This is a genomic window from Acidimicrobiia bacterium (assembly GCA_035651955.1).
Taxonomy (GTDB): domain Bacteria; phylum Actinomycetota; class Acidimicrobiia; order IMCC26256; family JAMXLJ01; genus JAMXLJ01.
In genome coordinates this window covers 1-14,511 of record DASRES010000088.1, presented here as the reverse complement: position 1 = coordinate 14,511, position 14,511 = coordinate 1, and the positions used below count along the sequence as shown (strand labels likewise).

Sequence of the window (14,511 nt, the reverse complement as noted above, 5' to 3'; positions counted from 1 at the left end):
CATCGTCGTCGACCTGTCGCGGGTGACCTCCTGCGACGACTCGGCGGTGTCCGGGCTCCTCATCTGCGAGCGGGCTGCGCGTGCAGCACACGCCGTGCTGGTCGTGACCGTGGATGGACGCGACGAGAGGAACCGGCATGGACGAGCCTCGAACGGTTCGTCACGCCGCCACCCGTCCGGGTGAGCACGTCATCTGCCCGGTCGGCGAGCTGACCGCCGACACCGCGCCCGCCTTTCGCACGTCGATCACCCATGTCCTGTTGGAAGGGACGCGCCGGATCGTCCTCGACCTGTCGTCGACCAGCCGGATCGACCGCGCCGGGCGTGACGCGCTCGTCCGCTGCGCACGTGCCGTCCGCGCGAGCCACGCGACGCTGATCCTCCGAGCCGCCCCCGACCACGTCCAGGAGCTCTTCCGGCGTTCCGACGCGCAGAGCGACGCTCAGGAGCGCCTCGACGTCGAGCTCATGACCGATACCGACGAGGTCGCGCTCCAGCGCGACAGACTCGAGACCGACACCGGCGGATGCGTGTGCGGGACCTTCATGGAGCGGACGACCACCGGCCATCCGCTCGTCTGCGTGCTGCCGCTCGCCCATGCGGGCGACCATCGCTGGCGGTGACGCGCCCGGCGCCTGCGCAACGTAAGCATTCTGATTCTAGATATAGAGTGCTACCATCGTCGAGGTGGGGTCGGAGTGGAGCTTCCTGACGAATCACGCGCGCGTGTTGCTGTGCATCGCGCACGACCCCGGCATTCGTCTCCGCGAGCTCGCGGCGACGCTCGGGATCACGGAGCGGAGCGCGTACAGCATCGTCACCGACCTCGCCGCCGCCGGCTACGTCGTGAAGGAGCGCGACGGTCGACGCAATCGGTACCGCGTGCGACATGACCTCCCGCTTCGCGAGCCGGTCGTTCGGGAACGCACCATCGGCGAGCTCCTCGAACTGCTCGTCGAGACGAGACCTGGCGTACGGCGCAGGACGCGCAGCCGGGCCGGCACGGTGACACCGAAGCGGGCCTCGACACGCGGCCGCACACGAAGAACGGACGAGTCATGAAGGAACGCTGGCACTGCAAACCGGGTGGGAACGTCTGGCACTCCACGAGCCGATGCTCGCAATGGCCGCGGCTCGACTACTGGTCACGCAACCGGATGCCTGCGGGCGGCGAGCTCTGCGCCGAGTGCGCCGAGCTCCAGCGCATCCGCGAGCTCCGTGCGTCTGCGTCGATCTCGTGAGCGCGGTGTTCGGGTCGGGGCTGTCCGTCGGCGCCGAGGTCGACGTCCGCGACCGCTTCCGCGAACAGTGGAGTCGCGGCTACGAGATCGCCGGGACGACCACCACCGGCTATCTCGTCCGCCGTCACTCCGATGGTTATGTCCTCCCCGTCGAGTTCGCCCCGCGCGACATCTCCCCCGCGCGGTGATGAGTCGGTCCCGATGAGCGCACGATGGCTCGGTCGGCTCGGGGCAGGCTCGATCGAGCGCCTCCGCGCACGCGAGCTCCTGCCGGGCGACACGGTGTGTCCGGCACGCGGGCGGAACCGCGAACGCGTCGTCGACGTCGCGCGCGACGACAGCAGCCGAACCGTCGACCTGCGCTTCGAATCGGGCGGAACGGCAACGTACGGATACGACACGGACGTGGGCGTGGAACGTCGCTGACGGCTCGCACGTCGCATCGGGACAGGATGAGCGCATGTTGACGTGGGAGTACATGATCGTCGCGTTGCCGCAGCTGCAGGCGCCGACACCGATGCCCGCCCAATCGGCAGCTGTCGTGGCGCTCAATCGTGAGGGCAGTCAGGGCTGGGAGGCCATCGGGATGACCGCCCTGCCCGACGGGGCCCTTGCGGTGCTCATGAAGCGACCGGCCACCGAGTAAGACCGGGTCGCCCGGTTCGCTCCACGAGCTCGCCGCGCTGGGTCACTCGGGCCACACGCTCGGAACATCGCCGTGTAGCTGCTGCTCGATCTGCGCGACGTGCTCGCGAAGATCGGCCGCGAGCTGCTGCGGCGCCGGCGCATGCGGTGCGCCGAGGAGGTGCACCTGGTCGTAGGTGAGCTGCAGGTCGTTCGGGTACCGCTCACCCTCGAGCAACGTGCTCAGGCGGGCCAACAACGTCGCGATCGCGTGCGCTTCCCGGCCGCTCAGCCTGACCGTGCCCCAATCGTCGTCACGGGCCATGCGGATCTGCTCCCTTCCGCGCGTTCGCGGTGAACGACGACGACCGCGGAGTCACGGTACGGTACCGAGCAGTGGCGAAACCGCGAGCAAGGACCGACCCCGCGAAGCGCACCCGCTCCGGCGACGGAGAAGGCGGCGGACCGCCCGGGAAGAAGCAGCGACGCCGACAGCGACGCAACGACCGTCGCCGGGGCAGCCGCTCGGGCTGAGCTCCACCCGGCCGCGAGATCAGGGCGTCACTCCGGCCGGCTCGTCGCACCGTTCGGTGCTGGCGCGGTCGGCGGCGTGCCCACCGCGGCGGCTTCCCGAGCGAGGAAGCCGCCGAGCTCCTGGATCGTGCTCATGAGCGGTGCCGGGAAGACGACCGTCGTGTTCTTGTCGACGCCGATCTCCACCAGGCTCTGCAGATTGCGGAGCTGGAGCGCGAGAGGGTGAGCCATCATGATGTCGGACGCCGCGCCGAGCGCGTCGGCCGCGAGAGACTCGCCCTCGGCGGCGATGATCTTGGCCCGCTTCTCGCGCTCCGCCTCGGCCTGACGCGCCATCGCCCGTTTCATGGTCTCCGGAAGCTGGATGTCCTTCAGCTCGACCAGCGTCACGACGACACCCCAGTCCTCGGTCGCGACGTCGAGGATCTCGCGGATGTTGACGTTGATGCGGTCGGTCTCCGCCAAGGTCTCGTCCAGCGTGTGCTGCCCGACGACCTTGCGCAGCGTCGTCTGGGCGATCTGATTGATCGCGGCGGCGACGTTCTCGATCGCCACGACCGACTTGGTCGCGTCGACCACGCGGAAGTAGGCGACCGCCGACACGTCGACGCTCACGTTGTCACGCGTGATGATCCCCTGCGACTGGATGGGCATCGTCACGATCCGTAGCGACACGCGCCGCAGTCGATCGATGACCGGCACGATCCGGGTGAGGCCCGGCGTGCGAACGCCGACGACCCGGCCGAGACGGAACAGCACCCCCTCCTCGTACTGCTTCACCACCCGCAGCGACGCGACGAGCACGATCAGCGCCACGAACGCGACGACGGCCACGACGACGATCACGATCAGTACTGCCATTCGTTGCTCCTTCGATCCTCGAGCGCACCCGAGCAGCAGACACAAGACGCGGCCTCGCCAACGCGAGGAACGGCCGCGGCGATCGCACCGGCGACGACGACCACCACGAACGACTGGTCGACGCGCACCGTCGTTGCGTGTGACGCGCCACGCCGCATCGTGGGAGCGGGTCGAGCGCGGCTCGCCGTCATGACGCTGACCGTAAATCATGAAGCAGCCAACTAGCAAATAATTTCTAGTTTTTCTCTGCTAACATCTTGGTGAAACGACGAGCGGACCTGGTCACGTTGCACGTTGACCAACACCGCCTCTGCTCGTGCTCCTCGGTTCCGCACGACCATCACAGGAGGGCGACGATGCGTTCGGTCACCGACGACTCACGGCACGCGATGTACGCCGCCATCTCGGCGGCGTTGCCCGCCGGCGACGTCGCCGCCGCGGCCCGCCGGCAGCGCGGCCTGCTCGAAGAGGCGCGCGGCGTCTTCACCGATCGACTGGCCCGTGCCTCCGACGACTACGAAGCGACGAACGCGCTACGGCTCGTCTACCAGGCGATCGACGGGCTCGACCCTCAGAGCAGGGACGGGGTCATCCCGTTCGCGACGCCGCGGCGCTGGTCCCCCGAATGGCGCATCGAGCGCCGACGCGCCGGCCGCGCGCGACACGATGGCGCGAAAGGAGCCACGACGCCGGCAGCCGCCGTGACCGTGAAGCCTCCGGAGCATGGGATGCGGTCCCCCGCGCGTCGGCGCGTCCACGCGCCAGTGTCCATCGACGGCTTGTCGCTCGATCGCGCCGCGGACGACGGCTGGCCACCCGACCACTCGCAGCACCCGCAGCACCGAGCCGGACCTCGCGCTGCGACAGCCGTCGACCGCCGATGAGACCCGCGGGTCGTCACGAAGGTCACGATCCGTGCTGGCAGTCGCCGGTCTCAGTCAGCCTCGGTCGGCGTGTCGCGCTGCCGGCCGCGGAACCGTCAAGGCTCGGGAGCGGCGACGTGGCGAGCGATGGGGCGCCGGCCAGAGCACCGAGGATCGCCGCGACGAACAACGCGATCCACAGCGGCGCGGTCACCCGCGGAACGATGAAGCGGATCTTCGTCTCCCTCGGATTCTCGACGATGAACACGAAGACGAGGGCGACGAGGACGACGGCAAGAACGAGTCGTTGCGTGAGAGCGCGTTTGCCGGCCCGCCTTGAACCCGGCTCCGATTGTCTCACCGGACGCTCGGCGAGAGAAGGCGTCCAGTCGCGACGGCGAACCGCAGTCCCGAATCCTGGAACTCGTCATCGCCTTCTCGAAGTCTCCTGCTGCTCTGGCACCAGACGTACGTTGCACGGCCGCACGTCCAGGGCTCGTTCACCAGCCGGGCCCGCAGGCACCCGGACCCGGGCGGTCATGGCGCCGTCGAACGCTTTCGCGCCTTCGACGGCGGGCATATCGTGAAGTGCCTCTCCCTCTGCGTTGCTCAGGACCCCGGTGGCGCACCCGACAACGGGTGGTGAACAGCCGGCATGAGCACATCGCAGACGTCACGGTCGATCTCGGACGCGGTCGCTCCGACCTTCAGCAGCGCAGCATGCGACCGGTTGCGCGACGCGTGGTGTGAGCGGTGCCGCTCGGACCCCGAGCTGGTCGAACGCCCGCCGCCCATTGCCCGCGAGATGATTCGCGCCGTCTCCTCGGCGCCCGGCCGTCCCCAGCCGCCGGGGCGTGGCGTCGACGAGGACCTGCGACCGCTGGCCCAACACTTCGCGCGGCAGGCCGGCTCGGTGGACGTCGCGCTGGCACAGCTCGCGTGCATGCGCGAGACCTTCGAGCACGCGCTACTGCGACGCAGCGCGAGCGGCCGTGCCGGACGGTCGCGATTGGTGCTCGCCGGGCTGGTGCAGCGTCTGATGATGGTCGTCGCACACGAAGCCGTCGCGGCACTGCAGGCGGACGCGCTGTGCGATCCTCTGACCGGCGTGGGCAACCGGCGTGCGTTCGATCTCGGGTTCGCGAAAGAGCGCGCCCGCGCCGAACGTCATCAGCGGTTCCTCAGCGTCGCGATGATCGACGTGGAGGGGCTGAAGGGCGTCAGCGACACGAACGATCACGCCGCCGGTGACGAACGTCTCCAGGGCCTTGCGGAGCACCTCGTCGCGGCATGTCGGCGCATGGACGGGGCGTACCGGATCGGAGGCGACGAGCTCGTCGTGCTCATGCCCGAGACGGACAGCGCGGGAGCGAAGGCCTTCGTCACGCGGTTGCGTGGTGCCCCGATGCCGTCGTTCAGTGCGGGGATCGCGACGTTCCCGTCGGACGGCTTCGACCTCCTCGGTGTCGCCGACTCCCGGCTCTACGCCGGGCGGGCCGAACGCGGCTCGCCCGGTCGCGTTGCCGTGGCGCGTTCGTAGCGGCGCTCGACGAGGTGCAACGCGGCGCGCTCGAACACGTCGTTGCCGGGCTCGCGTCCGATCAGTCGGCCGGTCAGGCTCCCGGTCGCCAGACGTGCGCCGCGTGTGCCCACGTCCTCGGGACCACGGGGGCCGGGATCATGTTCAAGATCGCCGACCGTCACCACGGGTCGCTGGGCTCGTCCGACCACGCGGCGGCCCTGCTCGAGGACCTGCAATTCACGTTGGGTGAGGGACCCTGCATCGACGCCTACGAAGCCGGCCGATCCGTGTCGGTCCCCGATCTCGACGACGCCGCGGCTCACCGCTGGCCTGCTCTCGTGCCTGCGCTGATCGACACCGGCATCCGTGCCGTGTTCGCGTTCCCGTTGCAGCTGGGAACGATCCGTCTCGGTGCACTCGATCTGCATTGCGGCCAGCCGGGCGACCTGCGCACCCAGCAGTACGACGACGCGCGGATCGTCGCCGAGGTCGTCACCCATGCCCTCCTCGAACTGCAGGCCGGCACGGCGACGGGCGCGCTCGCGCCCGAGCTCGAGCGCGCGGAGACCTTGCGCATCGAGGTTCATCAAGCGTCCGGGATGGTCGCGGCCCAGCTCGGCGTGGGCGTCGGGGAGGCCCTCGTGCGTCTCCGGGCGCATGCCTACGCTGAGGGACGCCCGGTCGATGACGTCGCCCGCGATGTCATCGCGCGCAAGCTCAGGATCGAGTGACGAGGCGGGTCACGCACGCGACCGCACCTCCCAAACGGAGCCCTTCGTCGATGCCACAGCGCGATGCACTCCTCGCACAGACCTTCGTCGACATCGCGGACACGCTGGTTGCCGACTTCGACGTACTCGACTACCTCTCGGTCCTGACCGGCCGATGCGTCGACCTGTTCGACCTGTCAGAGGCGGGCATCATGCTCGCCGACACGCCCGGCGCGCTCCACGTCGCCGCGTCGTCCAGCGAGCGGATGGGACTCCTCGAGCTCTTCGAGCTCCAACACGACGAAGGCCCCTGTCTCGAGTGCTACCGCACAGGGGGACAGGTCGCGTGCGACGACCTGGCGGGCGCGTCGGCGCGCTGGCCGGTCTTCGCGCCCGAGGCGATGAGAGCCGGGTTCGGGTCGGTGTTCGCCGTCCCGCTGCGCCTGCGCGACCAGATCATCGGTTCACTCAACCTGTTGCGTCACCAGGCGAACGACCTCGCGCCGTCTGATCTCCTGATCGCGCAGGCGCTCGCCGACGTCGCGACGATCGGGATCCTGCAGCACCGCGCCGCCGACGAGTCGCGACTGCTGACCGAGCAGCTGCAGTACGCGCTGAACAGCCGCGTGGTCATCGAGCAGGCCAAGGGTGTCGTGTCCGAGCACACGGGCCGCGACATGCCCGACGCGTTCGCCGCGCTTCGCAGCTATGCCCGCGAGCACAACGCGCGGCTCGTCGACGTCGCGGAAGCCGTCGCCGCGCGCACGCTGCCCGCGCACGCCGTCGTCGCAGGGAAGCCGCGGCATCCGCCACGTCGGTGACGGACGGTCACACACTCGCACGTCGTGCACCAGCACGCAGAAGTCGAGTGGGCCGAGGCGGAGAGCAACCGGTCCCCCCACGGGGGAACGTCCGGAACCGATCACTCCCGCCTCGGCTGCACGCGCCGACGGCCGAACGCTCCTGCCCACGGCGTCCGACCCGCCGACGCGCACCCGTGGCCTCGCGCCACCCCGCGTCGACCGGACCCGGCGGCACGCCCACGCTGCCGTCGGGTGCATCGACGCTCCCCTCGCGAGACAACCACGCTGACGTGGTGCGCCAGGGTCCGGAGCGCACGAGCAGATCCTGTCGCCGGGTACCTCGGAGCCGACGTTGCGTCGACACGGCACGACGACGAGGTGAGGACCGTACCGGCAGAGAGGTGACGGGGCAACTACCGACTCGACCGGCGAGCGCGGCCACGCGTTCGCCGCGGCCCACCGTGCGGTCGCGGGGGATCTTCGAGCAGGTGTTGCGCGCCGATGATCTCCAGGATGCGTCGGTTCGCGGTGAACGACGACGACCGCGGGCGAGGCAGCCGCTCGGGCTGAGCTGCACCTGGCCGCGCGATCCGGGCAGGCCGCAGCCTTCCTCCGTCCCGATCTGGGATCCGGTCTCGTACCTGACGTGTCTGCCACGAGGTTTCCCGCAGCTTCGCCGACTCGACGCGGTCGAACAGCGCGGTGAGCTCCTGCTCGATCACGAACGCGCCGGCCCCGGGATCGAAGACCTGATCGACGACGACGACCTTGCCGTTGCGGCCATCACCGTCGGCGAGCTCCGCGTCGCTGCCCTCCCCGCCGATCGGCAACGCCGTGCCCGCGCGCGGCGCTGCTCGATGGCGTCATCGCGAGATCCCGGTTCTCCCCTACGACAGCGAAACGGCCGAAGCGCACGCCGAGCTCCTCGCCACAGTCCCGTGAGGTCGGCCCCGCGATGCACACGACCTGATGATCGCAACCGCGCGAGGGGCGGGAAGCACGGTCGTCACGGCCAACGCCTCGGCGCTCGTCGAGCTCCCAGGCGTCGCAGCTCGCTCGCAATGACCTGCGCGTCCGTGAGCCGTTGCCGCACGTGTGCCTCGCAGCGTTCCAACGGCTCCCACTCCCGGAACGAGCGCCCTACCTCCCGGGAACCATCCAGAAGGTGGCGAATTTCGACGGGCAGGTCTGGCGAGATCTACGTGAGCACGTTCACCGGTGCAAGGTCACAGTTCGGTCCGGCGCGATTCGCCGTCGTGCCGACCGCGCTCGAACTCCGTCGACGCTTGCCCGAACGATCGTGCGAGCTTCGGCAGTCGCGTCGCGCCGAAGAGCAACACGACGACGGCCAGCACGATCAGGAGCTCGGGTGCTCCGAGACCCAACATGAGTTCTCCTGGCGTAGTCGAGGCTTGTGGTTCACACGGCTTGTCGTCGTGCAATCCGATCGAACGGGATGGCTTGCGGCGGGACGTGTCGGGCAGGCCGCGCGACCCCGCGGGAGGCTTCACTCGTCGCAGCTGCTACCGCCGGGCGGATGACGGTCGGCGCGTCCGCCCTGTGATCCTCGAGCAGCGCGTCGTCGTTCGCGCCGAGGAGCGTCTCCACGTCGAGTTGGAGGTGCTCACGCAACCGTTGGAGGTCTCGGTAGGCGTGCCCGGCGCGTCGGGCGAGGTCGGGAAGCTTGTCGGGGCCGAGTACGAGGAGCGCGACGATCGCGACGACAACGAGATGCACGAAGCCGAGTCCCGGCACCATGCCGTTCGCCTACTCGGCGCGGGTGTCGTCGGTAGCACCGTGGCGAACACCTTCGTGGAACTCCTTGGACGCGGCGCCGAGCGATCGGGCGAGCTTCGGGATCTGGGTGCTGCCGAACAACAACGCGACGATCGCGACGACGATCAGGATGTCGGGGCCGATGATCTCGGCGAAGACGGGATGCATGGTTGCCTCCAGGCGTGAGTTGAGGGCGGGCACACGCATCGGCGCGGGCACCCGCGCGTGGTACCGATCGGCGAGGGAACCGACCGGCCGGTGCGGAAGTGTTCAGCCGATCTGGTCGGTGGTGGTACGGGCGCCGTCGGTCTTCGCGAACGTGTCGGGCGCGGGGTACTGACCCAGCACGAAGTTCAGGATCGCCGCGTGTTGCATCTCGACGGGCTGGATCGACGCCGCGGTCTTGATCCCGCCCGGGTCACTGATCGCGCCGATGCCGCTCAGATACGTCGCCGCGGCGACGTTCTCGAGCTGCAACGCGAGCGTCGCGAGTCCCGCGACGTCGGTCACCTTCGCGAACGCGGGGTCGACGACACCGTTCTTCACGGTCAGGTCGACACCCGTCACCTTCGCCTTCCCCGCTTGCGCGAGCGCGGCGTTCCACGCGTCGGCGTGGGCCTTGTGCTGGGTCTGCGCGGTCTGGGCGAACGTCACGACCGCGGGCGGGACCGTGCCGAGCTTGCCGGCCGTCGCGGCGTCGATCCCCGCCTGATAGGTCGCAACCGCCGTGTTCTCCAACGCCGCTGCGAGCGCGACAACGGCGAGGTCGCCGGTGAGCTTCTGGCTTCCGCCGCCGGCGACCGTCGACCGGGTCGTGCCGCCCGACTTCTTCTTCGAGCTGCCGCTGCTGCCGCCACAGGCGGCGAGCGCGACGCCGCCGAGCGCGATCCCGGCGCCGAGCAGGAAGCCGCGCCGGGTCGCGGCGGCGGACGTGAGCCCGTCGACACCCGCGCGCAGGCCGTTGCGCAGCTCGGCCCACTCGTCGAGCGCCGCGCGCATCTTCGGGAGGCTCTCCTGGTGGCGCTCCTCGAGCTCCGCGGTCATCGCGGTGAGCTCGCCCTCGGAGATCTGGATGGGATCGTTGTGGTGCGGGGCGCTCACTTCACCGCTCCTTCACTGGCAGGCCGGGCCTGGTCCGTCTTGATGAACGTGTCGGGGAACCCGACGCTGCCCGCGGCGGCGGGAAGCTGCGCGACAGGCGGCGGCAGCGTGATCCACTCGGGATGTCCGGCCGACAGGAGCGCCTTCACCGCGTTGAGCACGGCGACGTGTTGCGCCTCGACGCCCATGATGCTCGCCGTCAACTTGCGGGCGTTGGTGTCGGAGTACGCGCCGACATCCGCGACGTAGGTCTCCGCGGCGCCGGTCTCGAGCTGGATCGCGAGGTCGACGAGCGGGCCGGGGCCGGTGAGCCCCGGCTTTGCCTTGTTCACGACGTCGAGCAGCACCGGGTCCGGCTGGTCCTGGGCCTTGCCCCCCAACTGGGTGACCGCGGCGTTGAACGCCTTCGCGTGATCGGTGTGCTGCTGGCGGGTCGTCGTCACGAACGTCTGGACGACCTTCGGCAACGAGCTCGCGAACGGCAGACCCAGCGCGGCGGTGTAGGTCGCGACGGCGAGGTTCTCGATCGACGCCGCGGTTTGCAGCATCTGGACGTCCATCGACTGGTCCGCGAACGCGGGGCGCGCCATCAGCGTCAGCAACGCCCCGCCGAAACCGGCCGCCGCGAGCGCGCCGCCGCCCATCACGCCACGCGAGATCAGACCGCGACTCTCGTGGGCGAACCGGCGTGACTCGTCGAGGTCGTGTCGGCCTCTCTCGTGAGCGAGGTCCACGGTCTCGTCCAGCGCCGGCCGCGCGTTGCGCAGCGCGTCGGACTGCAGATCCTCGGACTCCTCGACGAGCTCGCCGAGGCGTCGTTCGTCAACTGACATGCGCGCTCCCTCATTTGCGGACGTGGCGTCCCGGTCAACCGGTGACCTCGAGGACGCCCTTCATGAACTGGTGGATGTCGCAGTGGTAGGGGTACGTCCCCGCCTTGGTCACCGTGAACGTCGCGGTGCCGCCGCCGTGGATGTGACCGGTGTCGAAGCTGCCCTTGTCCGCGGTCACGGTGTGGTCGGTGCTGTCGGTGTTGCGCACTGTCACGGTCGCACCGACCTTCACCTTCAACGGGTTCGGCGAGTACTCGAAGTTCTTGATCGCGATCGTCGTGCCCGTCGCCGCCGGCGTGGTCGATTCGGACGTCGCACCCGATGCCGCCTTGCTGTGCGAGCTCGAGCTGCATCCGACGACGCCGAGCACGAACACAACCGCAGCGATGACGACCAACGAGGACCGAACCGCGCGTCGCATGCCATCTCCGTTCCGTGCGACTCGGCCCCTGTTCGGAGCTGCAACCGCACCCGGATGACGTCTCGCGACACGACGGGCTTCGGCACGAGCGATCATCCCGTCCCGGTGGCCGGTCCGAACATCTGCCGTGACACAGCGCACGGCGTCGCACGATCCGACCTGGACACGGATCGCCACCGCGCCGTGGAGACCCCGGCACAGCTCACTCGCGCCGGCGAACGTCCCGCTCGCGTTCCTCGCCACGCGGTTGCTCCTCGCCGACGCCGCCGCCGCGACACGTGCCCCCTCGCGACGCCTCGACCGCGTCGATCCGGCTGTCGACAGTGACGACACCGCACAGCGCGCACACGACGCGCAACACGCGTCGGGCGCGCTCGACGTCGAGCTCGAACCCGCCGACACACGACCGGTCGTGCACGCAGTCGGCGCGGCAGACGGCCGCGGCTACCTGCTCGACGGCAACCTGCCGAACCTGCCGGGCGGGCGCACCTACCGGCTGCGGGCGCCCGTCGACGCGGAGCGCACACGATGACCGCCGTGCTCGGACTCCGCCGTCATCGAGCGCGACGACAGCCGGGCGGCGCGATGCCGATACTCGACCACCTGCGCGAGCTCCGGCGACGGCTCTTCGTCTCGATCGTCGCGGTGGCCATCGGCGCCGTTGTCACGTTCGTCTTCTCGCGCGAGGTCATCAGCTTCTTGGTCCACTACTACCAGCACGCCACACACGGCCAACGCGACGCGCTGATCTTCACCGGACCACTCGACGCGTTCAAGGTGAGGCTCCAGATCGCGACCTACGGCGGGATCGTCCTCGCGCTTCCGGTGTGGCTCTGGCAACTCTGGCGGTTCGTCACCCCCGCGCTCGACCGTCGCGAGAAGCGCTACGCAATCCCGTTCATCGTGTCGTCTGTCGCACTTTTTGCGCTCGGCGCGTGGATCGCGCTTCTCACCCTCACCAAAGCGCTCGCGTTCCTGCTCGGTGTCGGCGGTCCCCAACTCCAGCCGTTCCTCACCGCCGACAAGTACCTGTCGCTCGTCTCGCTGATGATCGTGGCGTTCGGGCTCTCGTTCGAGTTTCCCGTGTTGCTGATGTTCCTGCTCGTCGCCCGCGTGCTCTCGACCGAGCAGCTCCGACACTGGCGGCGGATCGCGATCGTCGTCATCGTGCTGTTCGCCGCGGTGATCACCCCTAGCCAGGACCCGTACTCACTCTTCGCGATGGCCGTCCCCATGTACGTCTTCTACGAGACGTGCATTCTCCTCGGCCGCGTCCTGAAACGCTGACGCGGCCAGGCCCGTGGACGGCGACATCGGTGGCACGTCCACTCCGAGCCCTCACAACCGTGACGTGTCACCGAGCGTCGGGCCATGGGTCGCCGTCCCCGAGACCGACACGCACCTGCACGTCCACACGGAGAACCACGTCCGGTTCCCGGCCGCGATCTCGCTCACCGGCGAGCAGGTCGGTGCCCGATGTGCGACTCGTGCGGATGCCCTGATCTGTCCCCGGTCGTGGAGCCGTCGGCAGACCACGAGACCCTCGGCGCGCTCGACCGCCGCGTACGCGACGGACTCTGCGACGGCGACATCACCGTGCGCGCACGTCGTTCGACGCCGTCATCGACACGCTGCGTGCGCACACCGCCGAGGAAGAGCGCGGGTTGCTCGCCGTGGCGCGCGCCCAGAGCGACCTCGCAGCCTTCGTCGATCAGCTCGAACGCGCCGACACCGAGGCCTGACGTTGGCGCGCCTGGCCGCGGACACGCATCCTGCGACGTATGCATCCTCGCATGGAGCGACGCGCCGCCGGGTAGGCGAGGGGTGGTGACCGTTCCGAATCCGGTCCGGTCGTTGGAGCGGATCCTCGGGCGCGACCTTCGGGGCGCGCTGGCTGACGACATACGCGCGACGCGCCTGAGCCAAGCGCGGCCGGGTACGCCGATCGAGGGCGCCGACATCGCCGACTTGCCGTCGAGCGCCCGGCGATACCTGGAGGCGATGGGAGTCGTCGGGCGCCCCCGCGACGAGTCGTTCGTCGCCCACCTCACCGGCACGTTCCGACTCCGGCCGAAGCAGCGCTTCATGCGCTGTGAGGCCTGGCAGTGCAACACGGCCGACCCGCTCGCGCGCTTGTTCCACATGCGCATCGACTTGGCCGGTGTCGTACCGATGGTCGGCCGCGATGCATATGCGTCCGGTCGCGGCGCGATGCGCGGCAGGCTGCTCGGGCTGGTCACCGTCGCGAAGGGAGAAGGCGAGGAGTTCGACGTCGGCGAGCTCACGACGTGGCTCAACGACGCCGTCATCATGTGCCCATCGATGCTTCTCACCCCCGCGGTGTCGTTCGACGCGCTCGACGACACCACGTTCGACGTCTCCTGTCGGCACGCGGGCCGGACGGTGACGGCGCGCGTCTTTCTCGACGAGGTCGGTCACCCACGCGATTTTCGGACGACGGACCGGTATGCGGACCTGCCGGGTGGGCTGCGACGCGCCGAGTGGTCGACCCCGCTGTCGGGCTGGCACGACGTGCACGGTCGCGCGCTCCCGTCCGCCGGACGCGCGGTGTGGAAGCTCGAGGACGGCGACCTGACCTACCTGCAGGTCGTCTTCCGCGACGATGCGATCACGTACAACCCGAACCTGGTCCCCACGCGCCCCGCATCGGCGTCAGGCGGATAGCGCGTCACAACCGCCTGCCGCGCCCGGGACCGCTCCCGACGCGAAGCGAGGGTTCGAGGTCCGGAGCCGTCGTGGCGCCATTTGCAAATTGCCCGCTGAATGCCCTTCGTGGCCTGGTCGGGATGCGACCGGTCACGTCAGCGCGCGCGTCACCTTCCGGGCGGCCGGTACGAGACCTCGACCTCGGCCGCGCGGTCGATCTCCTCCGGTGTCAGGAGCACGACGGTGCGGGTGCGGACGAGCCCGCTCGCCGCGACCGTGAGACCGATCGAGGCCGCTGCGACATTGTCGGGCATCTCCGCGACGACGTACACGTCGTCCTCGCCGAACGCGAAGTCGAACGTCTCGAGCTTGCCACCAGCCCCGCGGATCGCCTCCTCGACGGCCCTGCGCCTCGCGGTGCCCCCGCCCTCGAGGAGCCCTCGAATCCCGTCCGGCGTGTACGACGCGATGATCAGGTACCTCGGCATCGTCCCCTCCCGACGTCCTCTGCGGGGAGTGTCGCCCCGAGGACTGTCGGCGACAAGGGGTGTCCGT

Annotated in this window: 22 protein-coding genes and 1 pseudogene; 13 read left to right on the top strand and 10 right to left on the bottom strand. The window is 69.6% G+C overall.

The genetic code is table 11. The features are described from left to right. Positions 1 to 137 precede the first annotated feature (137 nt). From VFC33_19325 to VFC33_19300, 6 genes are all read left to right on the top strand, one after another. Positions 138 to 623: an STAS domain-containing protein gene (locus tag VFC33_19325; protein HZR15396.1), complete on the top strand. Its 486-nt coding sequence runs from the start codon at positions 138 to 140 to the stop codon at positions 621 to 623. 64 nt (positions 624 to 687) lie between these two features. Further along, complete coding sequence (locus tag VFC33_19320; GenBank protein HZR15395.1) at positions 688 to 1,062, top strand: MarR family transcriptional regulator; 375 nt, start codon at positions 688 to 690, stop codon at positions 1,060 to 1,062. Continuing rightward, positions 1,059 to 1,241: a hypothetical protein gene (locus VFC33_19315; GenBank protein ID HZR15394.1), complete on the top strand. Its 183-nt coding sequence runs from the start codon at positions 1,059 to 1,061 to the stop codon at positions 1,239 to 1,241. The genes VFC33_19320 and VFC33_19315 overlap by 4 nt, the downstream gene beginning before the upstream one ends. Further along, positions 1,238 to 1,429, top strand: a complete 192-nt coding sequence (locus VFC33_19310) for a hypothetical protein (protein ID HZR15393.1) — start codon at positions 1,238 to 1,240, stop codon at positions 1,427 to 1,429. Before VFC33_19315 ends, VFC33_19310 begins: the two co-directional genes overlap by 4 nt. Before the next feature lie 13 nt (positions 1,430 to 1,442). Further along, on the top strand, positions 1,443 to 1,667 hold the full coding sequence (locus VFC33_19305) for a hypothetical protein (GenBank protein HZR15392.1): 225 nt from the start codon (positions 1,443 to 1,445) through the stop codon (positions 1,665 to 1,667). 34 nt (positions 1,668 to 1,701) lie between these two features. Then, the gene (locus VFC33_19300; GenBank protein ID HZR15391.1) at positions 1,702 to 1,887 is read left to right on the top strand and encodes a hypothetical protein; all 186 of its coding nucleotides are present in this window, start codon (positions 1,702 to 1,704) and stop codon (positions 1,885 to 1,887) included. Positions 1,888 to 1,929: 42 nt separating this feature from the next. Here the strand turns inward: VFC33_19300 and VFC33_19295 are convergent, their stop codons facing one another. Together VFC33_19295 and VFC33_19290 are read right to left on the bottom strand one after the other, a co-directional pair. Then, positions 1,930 to 2,190: a hypothetical protein gene (locus VFC33_19295; protein HZR15390.1), complete on the bottom strand. Its 261-nt coding sequence runs from the start codon at positions 2,188 to 2,190 to the stop codon at positions 1,930 to 1,932. A 236-nt stretch (positions 2,191 to 2,426) separates the two neighbouring features. Continuing rightward, positions 2,427 to 3,260, bottom strand: a complete 834-nt coding sequence (locus VFC33_19290) for a slipin family protein (protein HZR15389.1) — start codon at positions 3,258 to 3,260, stop codon at positions 2,427 to 2,429. A gap of 356 nt (positions 3,261 to 3,616) precedes the next feature. On the opposite strand from VFC33_19290, the gene VFC33_19285 reads away from it, so the two are divergent. Further along, the gene (locus VFC33_19285; protein ID HZR15388.1) at positions 3,617 to 4,144 is read left to right on the top strand and encodes a hypothetical protein; all 528 of its coding nucleotides are present in this window, start codon (positions 3,617 to 3,619) and stop codon (positions 4,142 to 4,144) included. Between the two features lie 22 nt (positions 4,145 to 4,166). Here the strand turns inward: VFC33_19285 and VFC33_19280 are convergent, their stop codons facing one another. Beyond that, the gene (locus tag VFC33_19280) at positions 4,167 to 4,391 is read right to left on the bottom strand and encodes a hypothetical protein (GenBank protein ID HZR15387.1); all 225 of its coding nucleotides are present in this window, start codon (positions 4,389 to 4,391) and stop codon (positions 4,167 to 4,169) included. A 537-nt stretch (positions 4,392 to 4,928) separates the two neighbouring features. On the opposite strand from VFC33_19280, the gene VFC33_19275 reads away from it, so the two are divergent. The 3 genes from VFC33_19275 to VFC33_19265 are packed head-to-tail and all read left to right on the top strand — an operon-like array spanning position 4,929 to position 7,176. Then, positions 4,929 to 5,663 carry a GGDEF domain-containing protein gene (locus VFC33_19275; GenBank protein HZR15386.1) on the top strand — a complete coding sequence of 245 codons (735 nt, stop codon included), beginning with the start codon at positions 4,929 to 4,931 and terminating at the stop codon, positions 5,661 to 5,663. Between the two features lie 14 nt (positions 5,664 to 5,677). Further along, positions 5,678 to 6,376, top strand: a complete 699-nt coding sequence (locus tag VFC33_19270) for a GAF and ANTAR domain-containing protein (GenBank protein HZR15385.1) — start codon at positions 5,678 to 5,680, stop codon at positions 6,374 to 6,376. 50 nt (positions 6,377 to 6,426) lie between these two features. Beyond that, positions 6,427 to 7,176, top strand: coding sequence for a GAF and ANTAR domain-containing protein (locus VFC33_19265; GenBank protein HZR15384.1), 750 nt, complete (start codon positions 6,427 to 6,429; stop codon positions 7,174 to 7,176). 1,229 nt (positions 7,177 to 8,405) lie between these two features. Here the strand turns inward: VFC33_19265 and tatA are convergent. From tatA to VFC33_19235, 6 genes and pseudogenes are all read right to left on the bottom strand, one after another. Beyond that, positions 8,406 to 8,546: pseudogene (tatA, locus tag VFC33_19260) on the bottom strand (twin-arginine translocase TatA/TatE family subunit). 31 nt (positions 8,547 to 8,577) lie between these two features. Then, positions 8,578 to 8,916, bottom strand: coding sequence for a twin-arginine translocase TatA/TatE family subunit (locus tag VFC33_19255; protein ID HZR15383.1), 339 nt, complete (start codon positions 8,914 to 8,916; stop codon positions 8,578 to 8,580). A gap of 9 nt (positions 8,917 to 8,925) precedes the next feature. After that, entirely contained in the window at positions 8,926 to 9,153 is a 228-nt protein-coding gene (locus VFC33_19250) for a twin-arginine translocase TatA/TatE family subunit (GenBank protein ID HZR15382.1), read from the bottom strand. A 51-nt stretch (positions 9,154 to 9,204) separates the two neighbouring features. Then, positions 9,205 to 10,035, bottom strand: a complete 831-nt coding sequence (locus tag VFC33_19245) for a ferritin-like domain-containing protein (GenBank protein HZR15381.1) — start codon at positions 10,033 to 10,035, stop codon at positions 9,205 to 9,207. Further along, entirely contained in the window at positions 10,032 to 10,868 is an 837-nt protein-coding gene (locus VFC33_19240; GenBank protein ID HZR15380.1) for a ferritin-like domain-containing protein, read from the bottom strand. The genes VFC33_19245 and VFC33_19240 overlap by 4 nt, the downstream gene beginning before the upstream one ends. Positions 10,869 to 10,902: 34 nt before the next feature. Next, entirely contained in the window at positions 10,903 to 11,289 is a 387-nt protein-coding gene (locus VFC33_19235; protein HZR15379.1) for a cupredoxin domain-containing protein, read from the bottom strand. Between the two features lie 127 nt (positions 11,290 to 11,416). On the opposite strand from VFC33_19235, the gene VFC33_19230 reads away from it, so the two are divergent. The 3 genes from VFC33_19230 (at position 11,417) to VFC33_19220 (ending at position 13,974) form a co-directional block, all read left to right on the top strand. Then, positions 11,417 to 11,821: a hypothetical protein gene (locus tag VFC33_19230; GenBank protein ID HZR15378.1), complete on the top strand. Its 405-nt coding sequence runs from the start codon at positions 11,417 to 11,419 to the stop codon at positions 11,819 to 11,821. A 53-nt stretch (positions 11,822 to 11,874) separates the two neighbouring features. Further along, positions 11,875 to 12,576: a twin-arginine translocase subunit TatC gene (gene tatC / locus VFC33_19225; protein ID HZR15377.1), complete on the top strand. Its 702-nt coding sequence runs from the start codon at positions 11,875 to 11,877 to the stop codon at positions 12,574 to 12,576. 540 nt (positions 12,577 to 13,116) lie between these two features. Beyond that, positions 13,117 to 13,974: a DUF6544 family protein gene (locus VFC33_19220; protein HZR15376.1), complete on the top strand. Its 858-nt coding sequence runs from the start codon at positions 13,117 to 13,119 to the stop codon at positions 13,972 to 13,974. Between the two features lie 149 nt (positions 13,975 to 14,123). On the opposite strand, the gene VFC33_19215 is transcribed toward VFC33_19220, so the two are convergent. After that, positions 14,124 to 14,444, bottom strand: a complete 321-nt coding sequence (locus VFC33_19215; GenBank protein ID HZR15375.1) for a GYD domain-containing protein — start codon at positions 14,442 to 14,444, stop codon at positions 14,124 to 14,126. Between the last annotated feature and the right edge of the window lie 67 nt (positions 14,445 to 14,511).

Bases quoted from the DNA above. Each gene is read 5' to 3' on its own strand.
- VFC33_19325 (HZR15396.1), top strand. From the start codon at position 138: ATGGACGAGCCTCGAACGGTTCGTCACGCCGCCACCCGTCCGGGTGAG.
- VFC33_19315 (HZR15394.1), top strand. From the start codon at position 1,059: ATGAAGGAACGCTGGCACTGCAAACCGGGTGGGAACGTCTGGCACTCC.
- VFC33_19305 (HZR15392.1), top strand. From the start codon at position 1,443: ATGAGCGCACGATGGCTCGGTCGGCTCGGGGCAGGCTCGATCGAGCGC.
- VFC33_19300 (HZR15391.1), top strand. From the start codon at position 1,702: ATGTTGACGTGGGAGTACATGATCGTCGCGTTGCCGCAGCTGCAGGCG.
- VFC33_19295 (HZR15390.1), bottom strand. From the start codon at position 2,190: ATGGCCCGTGACGACGATTGGGGCACGGTCAGGCTGAGCGGCCGGGAA.
- VFC33_19290 (HZR15389.1), bottom strand. From the start codon at position 3,260: ATGGCAGTACTGATCGTGATCGTCGTCGTGGCCGTCGTCGCGTTCGTG.
- VFC33_19285 (HZR15388.1), top strand. From the start codon at position 3,617: ATGCGTTCGGTCACCGACGACTCACGGCACGCGATGTACGCCGCCATC.
- VFC33_19275 (HZR15386.1), top strand. From the start codon at position 4,929: ATGATTCGCGCCGTCTCCTCGGCGCCCGGCCGTCCCCAGCCGCCGGGG.
- VFC33_19265 (HZR15384.1), top strand. From the start codon at position 6,427: ATGCCACAGCGCGATGCACTCCTCGCACAGACCTTCGTCGACATCGCG.
- VFC33_19255 (HZR15383.1), bottom strand. From the start codon at position 8,916: ATGGTGCCGGGACTCGGCTTCGTGCATCTCGTTGTCGTCGCGATCGTC.
- VFC33_19240 (HZR15380.1), bottom strand. From the start codon at position 10,868: ATGTCAGTTGACGAACGACGCCTCGGCGAGCTCGTCGAGGAGTCCGAG.
- VFC33_19235 (HZR15379.1), bottom strand. From the start codon at position 11,289: ATGCGACGCGCGGTTCGGTCCTCGTTGGTCGTCATCGCTGCGGTTGTG.
- tatC (HZR15377.1), top strand. From the start codon at position 11,875: ATGCCGATACTCGACCACCTGCGCGAGCTCCGGCGACGGCTCTTCGTC.
- VFC33_19215 (HZR15375.1), bottom strand. From the start codon at position 14,444: ATGCCGAGGTACCTGATCATCGCGTCGTACACGCCGGACGGGATTCGA.